General features: G+C 44.9%; 16 protein-coding genes and 3 tRNA genes. 9 read left to right on the top strand and 10 right to left on the bottom strand.

Features of this window, described 5'->3' with window-relative positions; translation table 11 throughout:
• Positions 1-48: 48 nt before the first annotated feature.
• The 3 genes from hfq to ACEYJ7_RS01255 all read right to left on the bottom strand — a co-directional run bounded on the left by hfq (position 49) and on the right by ACEYJ7_RS01255 (position 2612).
• The gene (gene hfq, locus ACEYJ7_RS01245; RefSeq protein WP_373777212.1) at positions 49-315 is read right to left on the bottom strand and encodes an RNA chaperone Hfq; all 267 of its coding nucleotides are present in this window, start codon (positions 313-315) and stop codon (positions 49-51) included.
• Positions 316-399: 84 nt separating this feature from the next.
• Entirely contained in the window at positions 400-1344 is a 945-nt protein-coding gene (miaA, locus tag ACEYJ7_RS01250) for a tRNA (adenosine(37)-N6)-dimethylallyltransferase MiaA (protein WP_373777213.1), read from the bottom strand.
• Positions 1345-1439: 95 nt separating this feature from the next.
• Entirely contained in the window at positions 1440-2612 is a 1173-nt protein-coding gene (locus ACEYJ7_RS01255) for an FAD-dependent oxidoreductase (RefSeq protein WP_373777214.1), read from the bottom strand.
• A gap of 157 nt (positions 2613-2769) precedes the next feature.
• Between ACEYJ7_RS01255 and ACEYJ7_RS01260 the strand changes: the two genes are divergently transcribed.
• Positions 2770-4296 carry a YifB family Mg chelatase-like AAA ATPase gene (locus tag ACEYJ7_RS01260; protein ID WP_373777246.1) on the top strand — a complete coding sequence of 509 codons (1527 nt, stop codon included), beginning with the start codon at positions 2770-2772 and terminating at the stop codon, positions 4294-4296.
• 6 nt (positions 4297-4302) lie between these two features.
• Here ACEYJ7_RS01260 and ACEYJ7_RS01265 read toward each other — a convergent pair whose 3' ends face one another.
• Genes ACEYJ7_RS01265 through mltG form a run of 3 tightly spaced genes read right to left on the bottom strand, consistent with a single transcriptional unit; the run spans position 4303 to position 6970 of the window.
• Positions 4303-5292 (bottom strand): DNA polymerase III subunit delta', encoded by a 990-nt coding sequence (locus ACEYJ7_RS01265; RefSeq protein WP_373777215.1) that lies wholly within the window; start codon positions 5290-5292, stop codon positions 4303-4305.
• A gap of 8 nt (positions 5293-5300) precedes the next feature.
• Entirely contained in the window at positions 5301-5936 is a 636-nt protein-coding gene (gene tmk / locus ACEYJ7_RS01270) for a dTMP kinase (RefSeq protein WP_373777216.1), read from the bottom strand.
• The gene (mltG, locus tag ACEYJ7_RS01275; protein WP_373766594.1) at positions 5936-6970 is read right to left on the bottom strand and encodes an endolytic transglycosylase MltG; all 1035 of its coding nucleotides are present in this window, start codon (positions 6968-6970) and stop codon (positions 5936-5938) included. The genes tmk and mltG overlap by 1 nt, the downstream gene beginning before the upstream one ends.
• Before the next feature lie 241 nt (positions 6971-7211).
• Here mltG and ACEYJ7_RS01280 point away from each other — a divergent pair, with 241 nt between their 5' ends.
• Positions 7212-9998, top strand: a complete 2787-nt coding sequence (locus ACEYJ7_RS01280; RefSeq protein WP_373777217.1) for a S8 family serine peptidase — start codon at positions 7212-7214, stop codon at positions 9996-9998.
• A gap of 127 nt (positions 9999-10125) precedes the next feature.
• Here ACEYJ7_RS01280 and ACEYJ7_RS01285 read toward each other — a convergent pair.
• The 4 genes from ACEYJ7_RS01285 to tpiA all read right to left on the bottom strand — a co-directional run bounded on the left by ACEYJ7_RS01285 (position 10126) and on the right by tpiA (position 11354).
• A tRNA-Lys gene (locus tag ACEYJ7_RS01285) sits at positions 10126-10201 on the bottom strand.
• 22 nt (positions 10202-10223) lie between these two features.
• Positions 10224-10299 (bottom strand) — tRNA-Lys (locus ACEYJ7_RS01290).
• A 23-nt stretch (positions 10300-10322) separates the two neighbouring features.
• Positions 10323-10398: transfer RNA gene (locus tag ACEYJ7_RS01295), tRNA-Lys, on the bottom strand.
• A 164-nt stretch (positions 10399-10562) separates the two neighbouring features.
• Positions 10563-11354 carry a triose-phosphate isomerase gene (gene tpiA / locus ACEYJ7_RS01300; RefSeq protein ID WP_373777218.1) on the bottom strand — a complete coding sequence of 264 codons (792 nt, stop codon included), beginning with the start codon at positions 11352-11354 and terminating at the stop codon, positions 10563-10565.
• A 271-nt stretch (positions 11355-11625) separates the two neighbouring features.
• Here tpiA and truD point away from each other — a divergent pair, with 271 nt between their 5' ends.
• The 7 genes from truD (at position 11626) to ACEYJ7_RS01335 (ending at position 17233) form a co-directional block, all read left to right on the top strand.
• On the top strand, positions 11626-12642 hold the full coding sequence (gene truD, locus ACEYJ7_RS01305; protein ID WP_373777219.1) for a tRNA pseudouridine(13) synthase TruD: 1017 nt from the start codon (positions 11626-11628) through the stop codon (positions 12640-12642).
• 13 nt (positions 12643-12655) lie between these two features.
• A complete protein-coding gene (gene surE, locus ACEYJ7_RS01310) occupies positions 12656-13420 on the top strand; it encodes a 5'/3'-nucleotidase SurE (RefSeq protein ID WP_373777220.1) in 765 nt (254 codons plus the stop codon).
• Entirely contained in the window at positions 13421-14005 is a 585-nt protein-coding gene (locus ACEYJ7_RS01315; RefSeq protein WP_373777221.1) for a YqaA family protein, read from the top strand.
• A gap of 12 nt (positions 14006-14017) precedes the next feature.
• On the top strand, positions 14018-14533 hold the full coding sequence (locus ACEYJ7_RS01320; RefSeq protein ID WP_373777222.1) for a LysM peptidoglycan-binding domain-containing protein: 516 nt from the start codon (positions 14018-14020) through the stop codon (positions 14531-14533).
• Positions 14534-14634: 101 nt separating this feature from the next.
• Positions 14635-15849, top strand: a complete 1215-nt coding sequence (locus ACEYJ7_RS01325) for a peptidoglycan DD-metalloendopeptidase family protein (protein WP_373777223.1) — start codon at positions 14635-14637, stop codon at positions 15847-15849.
• 87 nt (positions 15850-15936) lie between these two features.
• Complete coding sequence (locus ACEYJ7_RS01330; protein ID WP_373777224.1) at positions 15937-16497, top strand: DNA-3-methyladenine glycosylase I; 561 nt, start codon at positions 15937-15939, stop codon at positions 16495-16497.
• A 1-nt stretch (position 16498) separates the two neighbouring features.
• Complete coding sequence (locus ACEYJ7_RS01335; RefSeq protein ID WP_373777225.1) at positions 16499-17233, top strand: 4'-phosphopantetheinyl transferase superfamily protein; 735 nt, start codon at positions 16499-16501, stop codon at positions 17231-17233.

Genomic DNA, 17233 nt, shown 5'->3' on the forward strand with positions numbered 1-17233 from the left:
TGTGTTTGGTTGTGATAATACGAAGTGTGGTGTCGTACTCAGTTGCGATTATTCCGCTTTTTCCGCCACATCGCTTTGTTGCTGCGCGTGACCTGAATTATTGTTGTGAGAAATCGAACGAGCCGGAACTACAGTCGAAATAGCATGTTTATATACCATTTGACTTACGGTATTTTTTAATAAAATTACAAATTGATCAAAAGATTCGATCTGCCCTTGTAACTTAATGCCGTTAACAAGATAAATTGAAACAGGAATACGCTCACGGCGAAGAGCATTCAAATATGGATCTTGTAAAGACTGACCTTTTGCCATTTTCTTTTCCTTCTAATAATTATATTTTATGTAATTTTAGGATAATAAATATTTATCATCCCAGCCCTTAAAAGCAGGATGATATTACCACAGTTTATCTTGCTTTTGCTCCAAATTTTCAATGATTTTCATATACGAACCTTGCGGATTCAAGCTATCAAGCCACTCCAGTTCACTGCTCCAACCTCTTAACCACGTAATTTGGCGCTTAGCAAGTTGACGGGTAGCGCATATCCCTTTGAAGATCGCCTCATCCAAACCGATCTTCCCATCGAGGTATTCCCACATTTGGCGGTAACCTACACAACGGATTGAGGGTAAATTTGCGGTTAAATCGCCGCGTTCGTATAAGCGTCGTACTTCTTGTTCAAAGCCCAGTTCAATCATCTTGTGAAAGCGTTGTTCAATACGTTGATGCAATACCGCACGCTCTTGCGGCGCAATGGCAAACTGTAAAATATCGTAAGGAATCGGCTCACCTTGTTGTGTAGTCAATTCGGTCATTGTTTTGCCTGAAATATAGAACACTTCTAACGCTCGGTTAATCCGTTGGCTATCGTTCGGATTGATCCGTTCGGCAGCAATCGGATCGATTTTCAGCAGATCTTGATGTAACGCTGACCAACCGAACTGCGCCGCTTTTGTTTCGATTTCGGTTCGAACAGCCGGATCGGATGATGGCAAAGGAGATAACCCCTCCAACAAGCCTTTGTAATATAACATGGTGCCGCCAACCAACAAGGGGATCTTCCCTTGCGCACTGATGTCTGCCATTTCACGCAAGGCATCTTCGCGGAAATTAGCGACCGAATAACTTTCCAGCGGATCGAGAATATCGATCAGGCGGTGAGGAGCCAGCTCAAGTTCGGCTTTGCTCGGTTTGGCGGTACCGATATCCATGCCTTTATAAATCAGCGCAGAATCGACGCTAATTACTTCAACCGGTAGATTTTGACGGAGTCTGATGGCGAGATCGGTTTTTCCCGATGCGGTCGGTCCCATTAAAAATATGGCAAGAGGTTTCTGCATTTGGTGGTTATCTAAAAAATTACAAGCGGTGCGATTTTACCGAAAATTTGCAAATTTTTCAGTAAATCTGACCGCTTGTTTGCGATTCGATGACATTATAATCCTATCGCATATTTCAACGCTTTTTTCTTTAACGGCGATACTTTTTCCGCCATAATCAACGCCAAATTGCGAGCCACTTTAATCGGTAATAACTCCGTTTTAAAGGCTTTATAAAATACGTCCATGCCGGTTTGCATTAACAGATTATCCGGTTTGCGTTTTTGTTCATAGCGTTTTAACACGGCGTTATCGGCTAAGTCTTCGCCTTTAGACAACGCTTTTTCAAACACGTCAAGCAGTGCTTTGACATCTTTGAAGCCTAAATTCACCCCTTGACCGGCAAGCGGATTGATCGTGTGAGCGGAGTCTCCGACCAATACAACACCGTTTTTAAAATAGTGCTGTGCGTGTTGGCGTGTCAGCGGAAAACCGGCGTGATGGATAACATCGACTTTGCCTAAACGCGTTGGGAAATGACACTTGATCTCCTCACTTAATTTCGCCGATGACATCTGTCTTAGCTGCTGAATTCGTTGCGGAGAATCATACCAAACCACACAACCGTTATGATCTGACAAAGGTAGAAATGCCCGCGGACCACTCGGAAAAAACTGTTGCCAAGTAACACTTTGCTGTGGCAGCTCGGTTTTTACTATCGCCAGTAAACAGTGCTGACGATACTGCCAACTGGTTAAGCCGATTCCCGCCCAGCTACGAACTATCGAGTTCGCACCGTCACAAGCAATCACTAACGGGGCGGAAAATTCCGTGTGATTATCTAAAGAAATCCGCCAATTCCCCATGTCATCCCGATTTGCAAAAATGTGCTCGAATCCGACCGCTTGCACACAATTCGGGTAATGATTAAGCGTTTGCCAAATCCCGATTTGAATCACGTTGTTTTCTACCATATAACCCAGTTTATCCAATCCCAATTCATTCGCATGAAAAGTCGTGTGAAAACCGTCGATTTCCCACGTTTCCAAACCGTCGTAGGGGCAAACCCGCATTGTCGCTATTGCCTGCCATGCGCCAAGTTTCTCCAGTAAATCCACCGATGCTACGCTGATTGCCGAAATGCGGACGTCGTACGGGTCCTCGGTCGAAAACGTCGGTAACGGATTTTTTTCAATTAAAGCGACCTTCAAGCCGAGTTTTGCCAAACCCAATGCTGTCGCTGCGCCGACCATACCGCCGCCAATCACAATAATCTCTTGCTGACTCATTATTTTTATCCTTTCAAAAAGTTGTGGAAATTTTACTACAACTGAGGCGAACCACACCGATTTTTGCGGTATTTTTGTGATCTGCGTCGACAAACCGATATTTTTTACTACTCAGGCAAGGAGATTCTTCCTAAGCTAGCGAAAAAGGAGGAAGATGATGTCTTTAGCGATTGTTTATAGTCGCGCTTCTATCGGGGTTGAAGCGCCGCTGGTGACTATTGAAGTACACATGAGCAACGGTAGCCCGGGGCTGAATCTTGTCGGCTTGCCCGAAGCGAGTGTCAAAGAAGCGCGTGATCGGGTGCGCAGTGCGTTGATAAATGCCAATTTTGATTTTCCTGCACGGCGAATTACCATCAATCTTGCCCCTGCCGATTTGCCCAAAGAAGGCGGGAGATTTGATTTGCCTATCGCCATCGGTATTCTCGCCGCTTCAGGGCAGATCGATTCGGATAAATTGAAATGTGTTGAGTTTTTAGGCGAGCTTTCACTCACAGGGCATTTACGTGCGATACAAGGGGCGATTCCTGCGGTGATTGCCGCCCGAAAAACCAAACGTGAAATTATTATTCCCCGTTCCAACAGCGACGAAGCTTCTTTAGTTCCCAATACCCGAACTTACTGTGCCAATACGTTATTGCAGGTTGCCAATTTTTTGAATAATCGTGACCAACTGCCCGTTGCTCAGCAACATTTGCAAAATAATCCGCCAAACCGACCGCTTGTATACCGTGATTTAACCGATATTATCGGGCAGCAACATGCGAAGCGAGCCTTGATGATTGCCGCAAGCGGGCAGCATAATCTACTGTTTTTAGGTCCGCCCGGTACAGGAAAAACTATGCTTGCCAGTCGGCTTGCCGATCTTCTGCCGGAGATGAATGATGAAGAAGCCATTGAAACGGCTTCGGTAACCAGCTTAGTACATAATGAACTCAATTTTCACAACTGGAAAAAACGCCCGTTTCGTTCCCCTCATCACAGTGCGTCAATGGTGGCGTTGGTCGGAGGCGGTTCGATCCCCAAACCCGGTGAGATTTCCCTTGCGCATAACGGCATACTTTTTTTAGACGAGCTGCCCGAATTTGAGCGTAAAGTATTAGATGCGCTTCGCCAACCGTTAGAAAGCGGCGAGATTATTATTTCGCGCGCCAATGCCAAAGTACAATTTCCAGCACGCTTTCAGCTGATTGCGGCAATGAACCCGAGTCCGACCGGGCACTATCAAGGTAGCCATAATCGTGCCACTCCACACCAAGTGATGCGATATTTAAACCGTCTGTCAGGTCCGTTTTTAGATCGATTTGATCTGTCTATCGAAGTGCCGTTATTGCCAAAAGGGGCGTTGCAAAATCGTAACGAACAACGCGGAGAAACCACCGAACAGGTGCGCAAGCGGGTGTTTGACGCGAGAAATTTGCAAATTGCCCGGCGAGGTAAAATCAATTCGCAACTGACTACCCGCGAAATTGAACAGGATTGCCGTTTAAGCGCCCAAGATGCTGCTTTTTTGGAAAACGCACTGACTAAACTAGGGCTTTCGGTACGTGCCTACCATCGTATTCTCAAAGTTTCCCGTACTATTGCCGATCTTGCCAACGAGCCGCAAATTCAGCAGGTACATTTAGCCGAAGCTTTGGGATATCGGGCGATGGATAAGTTGCTGCAACGATTACAGGAATAAATTTCCCTAGCCGAATACCTCTGTCACTAACTTGGTTAAGCAATCCATGAGCATTAATTCTTGATTAACCGCATTCACTTCTACCAAATCCCGTTGGGTTTGTTGAAGAATTTGATGCCCTTTCAATAATGCTTGAGAAGAGAGTACTTGGCTGAACGGAATAATTCCGTTTTGTAAATCGGGATTCACCCAACTGGTTGCGATAGCCATTTTGGCTTTTAGTGCGTCCGCAAAAAAAGAATCCAGCCATTCCAATTGTTCCAACACTTGGGCTTTTTCTTTATCAAAGGCGGAAAACAGCAACCAAACATCGCGGCTTTTATAGAATCGCCAAAATGTTTGCAGGAAGGTTTTTCGGTTCTGTAAGCGGTCGTTTTCAAGGAAAGTTTTGCAAATCAGCGGGCGGTGATGGCAAATACGTAATGCCGTTTCAATATCTGCCGTAGGAATTTCAGGGAATTGATGATGTAACCAATCATAGGCTTGAGCCATTTCCGGTGCATGAATCAACCACGTTTGGCAGCGGCTTTGAATCGTGGCGAGCATTGCCGATTGCTGTGGGGCTTTCAGCAAAAAATAGACTTTTTCATGGGGTTCTTCAAGGGTTTTCAATAACGCATTGGCTGCGGCTTCCGTTAAACGTTCCGCATTTGTAATATACACCACAGAATTACCGCCCTGTTGTGAAAATTGGTGTAATTTCGCGGTAATATCTCGAATTTGGTCGATACCGATATCTTTGTCGTCAATGGATTCGATCGGGTGAAAATCAGGATGATTACCGCTTTGCCACAGCAGGCAGCTTTTGCACTGCCCGCAAGGTTCACTGCCGTGCGGTTGCTGGCAGAAAAGCCAATGGGAAAATTGACGGATAAGATCGGTTGTATCAAGACCAATATCCGTTTTAAATAGCAAGGCGTGATGTCCCCGTCCGTTTATAAAAGCGTCGGTGAGTCGGGTATAGGTTTGAATATGCCAAGGATAGAGTGCGTTCATTTTTAACATCAAAGAAATAGCGATAAATGCTGCAACCAATTTTCCAACGCACGTTTAATATCCGCTGAAACTTGTTCCATCGGCTGCTCGGCGTCAATAATTACCGCTTTCGGATTATGTTGGGTCAATACCAGATAACGCTCACGGGTACGGTGGAAAAAGTCGATGTCGAGTTGCTCAATACGATCTAACGCCCCACGTCCCCTTGCTCGTTCCAACCCAATTGACGGTTCAATATCAAGGTAGATCGTAAAATCAGGTTCAAAATCACCTAAAATCACCGAGCCCACATTATCCACCAGATCTGCCAACCCTCGCCCACCACCTTGATAGGCTTGGCTTGACATATTGTGACGATCGCCGACCACCCATTTTCCTGTTGCCAATGCCGGCTGAATCACGGTTTCAACTAACTGGGTGCGGGCTGCAAAAATCATTAAAACTTCGGCTTTATCCGTGGTATGTTCACCGTCTTTACCTTCTTTCCATAAATTGCGAAGTGCTTCAGCAATCGGCGTTCCACCCGGTTCTCGAGTGGTAATAAATTCAATACCGTGCGCCATTAAAGTTTCGCTCACAACACATTGTGCATTGCTTTTGCCAGCCCCTTCCAATCCTTCAATGACAATAAATTTTCCACGCATTATTTGTTCTCACTCTTTTTATTTCGCTCAATTTGGATCCACTCTCGCACCGCTTTATTGTGTTCATCTAAGGTACGACTGAATTTATGTCCGCCCGAACCGTCCGCCACAAAATAGAAATAAGGCGTACTGTCAGGCTGTGCCGTCGCCTTAATCGAAGCCTCACTCGGCATTGCAATCGGTGTCGGCGGTAAGCCATCAATTACATAAGTATTATAAGGCGTAGGTTCAAGCAGATCTTTTTTACGAATGTTTCCGTCATATTTATCACCCAAACCGTAAATGACGGTCGGATCGGTTTGTAGTTTCCAACCGTCACGCAGACGATTAATAAAGACCGAAGCGACTTGCGGGCGCTCGCTTGCCACGCCGGTTTCTTTCTCTACAATCGAAGCTAAAATCAGCATTTCATACGGCGTTTTAAGCGGTAAATTTTCCGCCCGATTTTGCCAAGCTTGTTCTAACGCTTTTTGCTGTTTTTGATAGGCTCGTTTCAGCACCTCTATGTCTTTTGAATAAGGGACATAACTATAAGTATCCGGAGCAAACCATCCTTCTAACTTTTCATGAGGTACACCAAGCAATTTAGCAATTTCCGCTTCACTTTTACCCGTTAAGGTTTGCTCTAAATAACGCGCTTTCGTCAGCTGCTCCCGCCAAGTATTAAATGTTTTTCCTTCAATAAATTGTACGTTTAGCTGAACTTCTTTACCACTGTTGAAATGCTGTAACAGTTCTTGCAACGAGTTTATTCCGTTCAACGAATAAACCCCCGCTTTGAAATTACTGAGCTCAGGGTGTAAACGGATCAAATAAGGCAATAAGTCAATATCCGAGCTGTTGATGATACCCTGCTCTTTCAATAGATTCGCCAGCTTTTGGCTTGATGTGCCTTTTTCAAGGACAAATAATTGGTCCGGTGTGGTTGTTACCGCTTGGTTAGCTAACGTATCCAGCTTTTGCCATACATAAACGGCTCCGCCCGCTGCGACAATAAAAACTAACCCTATGATAAATAAAAACTTTTTAAACATTATTTTAAATCACTCAAAAATAAAAGGAGATAAACCTTACTATAACACCACAGAAAAAGCTACGACAAGCGGTGAGATTTTCGGCAAAGTTTGCAAATTTTTCAAAATTTTGTAAGAGGATGAGTACTGGGGATGACAAATAATTACGCAAAAGACCATATAATAATTGTGGCTAATTGCTATTTTTCTGTTTTTTAAATTTTTTAGTTCATTGTTGTGTGTTTAAAATAGGAGAAACCCCATGGAAAAATATCCCTTCCATAAAACCCTTATTGTGATTGCATTAGGTTCCCTCACCTTTTCCCTGTCAGCGCAAGAACAAGAAGCTGAAACTGCTTCAACGATAAATCCTCATGAAACCATCGGGCTGACCGAAGCGCTCAGCCAAAAGTACAGTGGCAAAAATGTGCGAATAGGTATCGTCGACAGCGGATATTTAGTCGAGCATCCGCTGGTCAACCGTAGCAAATTAAATTTAATCAAATTTACCTTGGACAATCTTCAAGGCAAAACCGAAACCTTCGACCCCGCACATTACGAAATTGAAGTCGAGCAGACAGAAAACGGAAAAAAAGAGGTTTATAATCAGCACGGAGGGCAAGTTGCCGGTACTATCGGAGCCGTTGCGGACTCGAATAGTGCATATCGTGGCGGTATCGCACCGCAAGCCGATCTGTATATTGCCACGACGGAGGCCAAAAATGAGCCGGAAATTTCCCCTTCCGAACCGGACAGCCCTGAATCGGAAGAAAAGAAAATCACGTCCTTACTGTTAGACAACGATGAAGACAACCGTCAATTGCGCAGAGTGCTTTCCACCGCGCTATCCAAAGTTGCTGAAAATAAGCCGTTTGCAATTAATAACAGTTGGAACGAAGATCCACAGGATGATACCGTACAAGAGGTCGATCAACGTTATAAAGCCGGGATTATGCAGGCAAAAGAGAATGTACTCCTCAACACCATTAAATCTATTGCTCAAAAACAAACATTACTGGTTTTTGCTGCCGGTAATGAAAAAAAACGGCAACCGGGTATTATCGCCGCGTTACCACGTTATCTTCCTGAATTAGAGCCTTATTATTTATCGGTTGTTGCGGTAGACACCGATAAAAATTTGGAAACTTATTCCAATCACTGCGGCGTATCCAAACAATGGTGTATTGCCGCTCCCGGTACCTTTACCTTGATTAATACGGAAGGTGCCGATACACGTAAAAAAATAGACGGACTCGCCACAGAATCCGGTACATCCTATGCGGCACCGGTGGTCACAGGCTCCCTAGCATTGTTGAAAGAGCGTTTTGCTTATTTTACTCCGACTCAAATTCGAGATACTTTGCTCACCACCGCCGAAGATTTAGGTGAAAAAGGCGTCGACGACCAATATGGTTGGGGATTAATCGACATCCGAAAAGCCTTGAACGGACCCGCGCAATTATTACGGGACGAAACATTCACCGTCACACAACATGACACATGGTCGAATGATTTAACCGGTAACTTCCGTTTTACCAAACAAGGTAAAGGCAACCTGACTCTTCGTGGTAATACTCAACTTCATACGATCAACAACCTTGAAGGGCGCATTAATCTCACCGGTAAAACCACTGCTTCCCAATTACATAATCAAGCAACATTATCCATTGCCGATGTCACCGTGACGGAAAGATATCAAGCTTCCCCGAACAGTACATTAATCCTCAACGGTTCAGCAGGGATCACGGCGAAAGATAACGCCGACATCATATTAGCCGGTAAACTTACCGTTGCCGAAAACAGATTGAGTAACGCGGTTAGCGGAACCAACAATACATTACTCACCTTACAGGATAAAGCGAATTATCAAGGCGGATTTACTCAACTGACCCCGAGCCAAACGCTCAAAAGTAAAGGGCTACGCCAAGATATTTATTTTACCGATAACGGTATTACGCTTAAAGTCAATAAAGAGGAGACTTTCCGTGATCCGAGCGCAAGCCACGATGCTCAAACCGGTTTGACGTTACTGAATAAATTGCGTGATACGCCGACGGCATGGCGTAAAGGGTTCTATAATAATTGGTTGCAAACCGCCATTGAAAACGGGAATCTACAAAACCTGCACTATGCAGTGACCAATACACTCTACGCAAACAGTTTGGATTTCCTCCGTCATACCGGTTCGGCGCAACTGATCAATACCCACGCCATACTAAACGATCACCAATATTTAGCACCCCATAGCACGAAACTATGGTTAAATAATCACAACGCCAAACACAAATCGATTAACACACCGTCTGCGGACAAAATGAGCGGTAAAACGCATCAAACCGAATTCGGACTTGCGCATCGTTTGAATGATGATCTGCTATTTTCCGCCAATATCCATCACCAAAGATCAACCTTTGAAAAATCAGCCGCATCCGCCGACATCAAACAAATGTACCTCAATGGTGGTATACGCTATCAACCGTCGAAAGATTGGTTTATCGGAACCTCCGCCCATTTCGGCAACGTCCGCTATCATCAAAAACGTGAGTTTAACGGCTCGACGCTCGGTAAAGCGGATAACAAAGGATGGCTGTTCGGTGCCGAAGCCCGTTTAGGGAAAAACATATTATTCAAAGACGGCTGGATGCTGGAACCGAGCGTTGGCTTGCAAGCGGTTCGTTTGACCATGAAATCGTTGAAAGAAACCGGAGAATTGCCTATCTCGACGCGGTCTTTCAAAACAACGGATACCAATGCACTTGCCGCCGTTCAAGTGAAAAAAACCTTTGAACCGGGAAGCTGGAAAATCAGCCCGACATTGAATATCAGCTATATTCGCCGCTTAAATGCCGGTGCTACGCAAATGTCTAGTCATATAAACGGCATTCGTTTCAACAATAAGGCAAGCCTGTTTCACAAACATCATCTCCATACCGAGCTGGGCGTGATGTTTGAGAAAAATCATTGGACGTTGGCGACAAGTTTCGGTCAAAGCTGGTTCAATAACGGCATATCGGCACAAGGCAATGCCAAAATTACCTATCGGTTCTGATTCAGCGGCAACGTGATTTGCATTAGTTATGCAGCTCATTCGAGAGATTGAATGGGCTGTTTTTTTACACAACAACAAACAACAAGCGGTACGATATGCTCGATTTTTTGCAAATTAATGAAATAAATGGTGGGTCGTGAAGGATTCGAACCTTCGACCAACGGATTAAAAGTCCGCTGCTCTACCGACTGAGCTAACGACCCGTGTGGGAATGGAATTCTAAAGTGGTGGGTCGTGAAGGATTCGAACCTTCGACCAACGGATTAAAAGTCCGCTGCTCTACCGACTGAGCTAACGACCCTTTAGAAAGGACGCTGAATTAAGTGGTGGGTCGTGAAGGATTCGAACCTTCGACCAACGGATTAAAAGTCCGCTGCTCTACCGACTGAGCTAACGACCCCTTAATTTGCGTAACGGAGGCATATCATACGGATTTTAAAGGTTCGATCAACCTTTTTTTTCTTTTTTTAAATTATTTGCATAGTTTGCAAACGATTTAGAAAATGCAAGCGGTGCGATCTTGCAAAAAATTTGCAAAATCGCACCGCTTGTCAACGGATAGAATTACGCTTTCGCTTTTTCAGCCGCTTTCACGATGACCGCAAAGGCTGGAGCTTTCAGTGACGCACCGCCCACTAACGCACCGTCAATGTCCGGTTGGGTGAATAATTCCGCCGCATTGGCATCATTTACCGAACCGCCGTATTGGATAATCACTTGATCCGCCACCGCTTGTGACTGTTTGGCAATGTGACTGCGAATGAAAGCGTGAACCGCCTGCGCTTGTGCCGGAGTTGCCGATTTACCGGTACCGATCGCCCATACCGGTTCGTACGCAATCACTGCACCATTGAACGCTTCTGCACCTAAGGTGTTTAAGACCGCGTCCAATTGACGCGCACATACTGCTTCGGTTTGACCTGCTTCGTTTTCCGCTTCGGTTTCACCGATACATAACACCGGCACTAAACCCGCTTCTTTTAATGCCGCAAATTTTTTCGCGATAAATTCATCGCTCTCTTTGTGATAAGTACGACGCTCAGAGTGACCGATAATGATATATTTCGCCCCGAAATCTTTTAACATTGCGGTTGAAATATCGCCGGTGAAAGCACCTTGCACGTTCACATCGACGTTTTGTGCGCCTAATGCAATGATTTTTTTGGTTGAACAATCACAGCCGCAGCTGGCTAATGCCGCTTCCGCTTCCGCTAAATACATTACCGGCGGAGCGATTGCCACATCACAACCCGTTACTCCATCAAGTTCTCTTTTTAAGCCTTCCACTAATTCTTTCGTGAATGCTTTGCTACCGTTTAATTTCCAGTTACCCATTACTAACGGACGACGTGCCATTGTGTTTCTCCTATGTGAGTTAAAAATAAATACAAGCGGTACGAACTATAGCAAATTTTGCAAAAGAATTTGATGATTTTCGTCAGAATTTGCTCATCTAAATGGCGATAATCTTCACTAAACGACAAATCTTTAGCAAAATCATCGTGTAAACAAAATAATGAAATGAAAAAACAGCATTTCGTCGAGCTAAAATTACGTTATAATTGCCAACAATTTAGGCTAAACATAAAAAGGCACTTACATCAGTGCCTTTTTTAATGGGATTTTGATGAACAAACTTAACTATCTTTTTGCAGAGCCGTTACAAGCGGGTCGTTTGAAAGCGGAATTTGCAGATTTTATCGTGAAAGAAGAATTGGGCTACCCACTTAGCGGTGAAGGTGAATTTGTCGCTGTAAAGATCCGTAAAACCGATGCAAATACCTTGTTTGTCGGTGAAAAATTGGCAGAATTCGCAAATCTTTCTGCGAAACAAATGAGCTATGCGGGACTCAAAGATCGCCATGCCGTGACGGAACAGTGGTTTTGCCTGCACTTAGCCGGCAAAGAAACGCCTGATTTTACTCAATTTCAGGCGGAAGGTGTGGAAGTGCTCGAGGTTACCCGCCATCATCGCAAAATCCGTATCGGCAGTTTAGCCGGCAATCATTTTGAGTTGTTCTTAAGAGACGTAAAAGAAAGCGACGATCTAACCGCTCGGTTGACGCAACTACAAGCGCTCGGTTTTCCGAATTATTTTACCGAACAGCGCTTCGGGCGTGACGGGCATAATTTAACCCAAGCGATGCGTTGGGCAAGTGGTGAGATCAGCATCAAAGATCGCAAAAAGCGCGGATTTTACCTCTCTGCCGCCCGCAGCGAGATCTTCAATTTGGTGGTCTCCGATCGAATCGCTCGAGGCTTAACGCAGCAGGTGATTGAGAATGATATTGTTCAACTGGCGGGTACAAACAGCTGGTTTGTCGCCCAAAAAGATGAGTTGGATGCACTCAACAAGCGGTTGGATTCGGGAGATATTTTACTAACCGCACCGTTAATCGGTGAGAATTCGTTAACCTTGACGGTTTCCGAATATGAACAACGCATTGTTGCCGAACAACACGCTTTGCTCGGCTTAATGACGCAAGAAAAAATGCAAGCGGCACGGCGCGCAATGTTTTGTAAACCGCAGAACTTTCAATGGAAATTTGAGTCGGAAGGCTTACGTCTTTCTTTTTTCTTAGAGGCGGGAAGCTATGCAACCGGCTTAGTCAGAGAACTTATTCAAATTGAACAAGAACAATAATTCAGAAAAGTGTATGAACATTTTAGTCAGTAATGATGACGGCTTCCACGCCAACGGCATTCAGTTTTTAGCCAAAATCTTACGCGAAGCGGGACATCAAGTTACCGTTATCGCCCCGGATCGCAATCGTAGCGCAGCATCCAGCTGCCTCACTTTAGTCGATCCGCTTCGGATCCATCAATTTGAAAACGGTGATTGTTCGATTATTGCCGGCACACCGGCGGATTGTGTCCATTTGGCCTTAAACGGTTTATTGAATACGCCTTTCGATTTAGTGATTTCCGGTATTAATCACGGCGCAAATTTAGGCGATGACGTGGTTTACTCCGGTACTGTCGCAGCCGCATTAGAAGGGCGCCACTTACCGCTACCGTCCATTGCCGTATCACTTGTCGGTGACAATGGAGAGACCTATCTCTCGGAGAATTGCCATTTTGATACGGCGGCACGTGTGATTTTAGAATTATTACCTAAAATCAAAATCGGCATTATTCCTGCCCGCCAAGTCTTAAATGTGAATGTCCCGAACTTGCCTTATGATGCACTAAAAGGCATTCAAATTACTCGCTTGGGCACGCGTTCACCGTCGGCGGAGATTGTGAAATATCAAGATCCGCGCGGGCTGAATGTTTATTGGCTGGGCGCAAACGGAAAACCGGTCGATACCTCTGAAGGTACCGATTTTTACGCTATCGACAATCATTATGTGTCGATTACCCCAATTCAGGCAGATATGACTGCCCATCAATCCATCTCCGTACTAAACGAGGTATTTTAAATGAAATTATTTGGCGCCATTTATGATAAAACCATGGAGTGGTCTAGGCACCGCTTAGCTGCATTTTGGCTGAGTTTCGTCAGTTTTATTGAAGCGATTTTCTTCCCGATTCCACCGGATGTTATGTTGATTCCTATGTCAATGAGTAAACCGCATATGGCGACGCGTTATGCGATATACACCACGATAGCGTCCGTACTGGGTGGGATCGTCGGTTACTTTATCGGTTATTTCGCTTTCGATTGGGTCAAAGGCATTATCTCGGACTGGGGCATGCAAGCCAATTTCGATCAAGCTATGATTTGGTTTGAAACTTGGGGCGTTGCTATTGTTTTTTTAGCGGGGTTCTCGCCAATTCCGTTTAAAGTGTTTACAATTTGCGCGGGCGTAATGCAGATGGCATTTCCGCCGTTTGTAATTACTGCGGCTATTTCTCGTTTTGCACGTTTTATCCTTGTGGCAAAATTATCTGCTTGGGGTGGCGAGAAATATGCAGATAAAATTCGTAGATCGATCGAACTTATCGGTTGGGGTACCGTTGCTGTTGCGGTTATCGCTTATCTTCTTTATACCTTATTTAATTAGGGACAACATTTTATGAAAAAATCATTTCTTTTATTACCTTTAGTTGCAATCGTATTAGCGGGCTGTTCAAATTCATCCAATGACACAGCAGCTGCAGAAGTTACTGATGCAAATAGTTCATGGCAGACAGAAGTACAACAAACCGAAATGCCAAGTTCTATGGCTCAACCGGTTTATAACAATACCCAGCCAACGTATAATAATACGCAACCGACGTATTCCGCACCGCAACCGACTGCCGGTACGACTTACCCGGCAACGCAACAACCAAACTATAATCAAAGCGGTTATGGTCAGCAAACCGAAACTGTCGGTGGTTGCCAAGTCGTTCGCGATGCAAACAATGCACCGGTTTACGGTCAAATTCAGAAAGGTTGTTATACCGGTGACAGTTATACCGTCGGTAAAGGCGATACCATGTTCTTGGTTGCCTATTTAACGGGCAGTAGTGTGAATAATATTGCCGCATTAAACAATATGAGCGAACCGTATCAACTTCGCGTCGGACAAGTACTCCGCGTCAGATAGTTGTCGGATAGATATAACAAAAGGGGACCTAAAGGTGCCCTGTTGTCGTTTTGAGTAAGGTACTCAATTAGCGTCTTTCGATTCTATAAAAGGATATACAAATGAAAAAATCGTTTTTGGTATTACCATTAACAACATTAATCTTAGCTGCGTGTGGTTCAAATAATCCCGCACCAGTAGTCAGTGCTGATGGCTCGGATTTAACTCCCGGTGTCATGCAACCTGTTTCAGGTACAGGTGCAACGGATACGAGCTATGGCTGGCAAACCGATGTACAAAATACAGAAATGCCAAATTCAATGACTACATCGGCTCCTCAACCGGTGGTACAACAGCCGCAACCGGTATATCAGGCTCCGCAACCCGTAGTACAGCAACCACAGCCTGTGGTACAACAACCACAACCGGTTGCTCAGCCGCAACCCGTAGCGCAAACGACTACGCCGGTAAAAAAACAGGTTTCGCAAGATTTCACGATTCCGCGCGATGAGAAAAATGCCCCGATTTACAGCCAAATCGATAAAGGCTTCTACAACGGTGACACCTATACCGTTCGTAAGGGCGATACGATGTTCTTAATCGCATATATTGCCGGTAAAGACGTCAAAGAAATTGCGGCATTGAATAACATGAGTGAACCGTATCAGTTACGTATCGGGCAAACACTAAAATTGAGCAATGAACCGGCGAAAGCTGCACCGACAAAACAAACCGCACAGCAAATACAAGCGCCAAAACCGGTTGAACCTACAGTGACTTACACTCAAGCGCCATACGGTACGGCTTATGGTTCCGACGGCACAGTGACCGGTCCGGTTAAAGCCGGTACGGGAGCTGCGGCAGGAGCAGGAGTGACAGCGACGGCAGGAACAACCACGCCGACAGTGACGGCAACGGCGGGAGATCAAACTACTCGTACAACCACGCCGGCGCCGGCAGTGTCATCCATTAAATGGCAGTGGCCGACGCAAGGCAGAGTAGTTTCCGGTTTCTCTTCTGCGGAAGGTGGTAATAAAGGTATTGATATTGCAGGCAACAAAGGTCAAGCGGTTAAAGCTGCCGCCGCAGGTCGTGTTGTCTATGCCGGCAATGCTTTACAAGGCTACGGTAATTTAATCATCATAAAACACAGTGATGATTTCCTCAGTGCTTATGCGCATAACGACAGCATTAAAGTGGATGAACAAGACAACGTGAAAGCGGGTGAAACCATTGCAACGTTAGGTAGCACCGGAACCAACAGTAACAAACTGCACTTTGAAATCCGTTACCAAGGCAAATCCGTTGACCCGACACGTTATTTACCGAGACAATAAACGCAATAAATTATTTTTGCAAAAAATCGGCGCAATCCGACCGCTTGTAGCCTTTACAAGCGGTCATTTTTTATAGGAAATTTGCAAATGACCACAAGATGCAGTTGGGCTGGTGACAGCGAAATGTATATCCATTATCATGATAACGAATGGGGCAAACCTGAATTTAACAGTTTGAAATTATTTGAAAAAATCTGTCTTGAAGGTCAACAAGCGGGGCTTTCTTGGATCACCGTACTGAAAAAACGCGATGCCTACCGCGAAGCATTCCACCAATTTAATCCGCAAAAAATCGCACAGATGACGGAAAGCGATATGGATAAGCTAATGCAAAATGCAGGGTTAATCCGCCATCGTGCTAAATTGGACGCGATCGTCAAAAATGCCAAAGCGTACTTGGCGATGTTGGAAAAAGGGGAAGATTTCAGTGAGTTTATTTGGGCGTTTGTCGGCGGTAAGCCGCAAATCAACGATGTCCCTACGTTAAGTGTCGTTCCGGCTAAAACGGCGGTTTCCGCCGCAATGTCAAAAGCACTGAAAAAACGCGGCTTTGTGTTTGTCGGCGAAACAACTTGCTACGCCTTTATGCAATCAATGGGTTTGGTGGACGATCATTTAAACGACTGCCATTGTAAAACCAGAGGCTGATATGCCGAATCCCGTGCTGGATATTGTGTTTGCCCGTAATGATGTGACGCTTCCGTCAAGCTTTGTCGATTACGGCAAGCCGACAAAACCGCTCGACCGGCTTTCCGAACCGTTGATTAACAAATGGAAAAGCCGTCGGGTTGCGCATTTTTTATTGCATCAACTTTTTAAACGTCATCAACTTGACCTCCATTTACTCCAACAGATAAAAAGAACGGAGAGCGGTCGCCCCTTTGTTGATCACCCGAATCTTGATTTCAATATCAGCCATTCGGGAGAATGGGTAGCGGTGATACTTTCTTATGCACAGCCGAAAAGTGTGGTGGGCATTGATATCGAACATCCGCGCAAAGTGCGCCGTGTTGACGCCTTACTCGCCTATTATGCCGGCGAGCAAGAACGGCGGGAAATCCAACATCCTGATATTCTTCCGCAGTTAACGGGAATCGACAGCCGTTTTTATCTGACTTGGTGTTTACGTGAAGCGGTGTTGAAATCTCAAGGTGTCGGCATTGTCAAATTGTCAGAAGTTCGGCATATTCCGAGTGAGCAAAAAATTGTCTCTGCTCATTGTCCGCAAGGCAAACTGTATTTTTACCCTCAATTACCTTTTTATTTGGCATACTTTTATGCCCAACCGCAATCCGTGCTATCATCAACGCCAAAGCTGTTTGAGTGGAAAAACGGTACATTTCAATTACAACATTCAATACCGATTATTTATCAAGTTAATTAA

The organism is Glaesserella sp., from assembly GCF_041814905.1.
Taxonomy (GTDB): domain Bacteria; phylum Pseudomonadota; class Gammaproteobacteria; order Enterobacterales; family Pasteurellaceae; genus Glaesserella.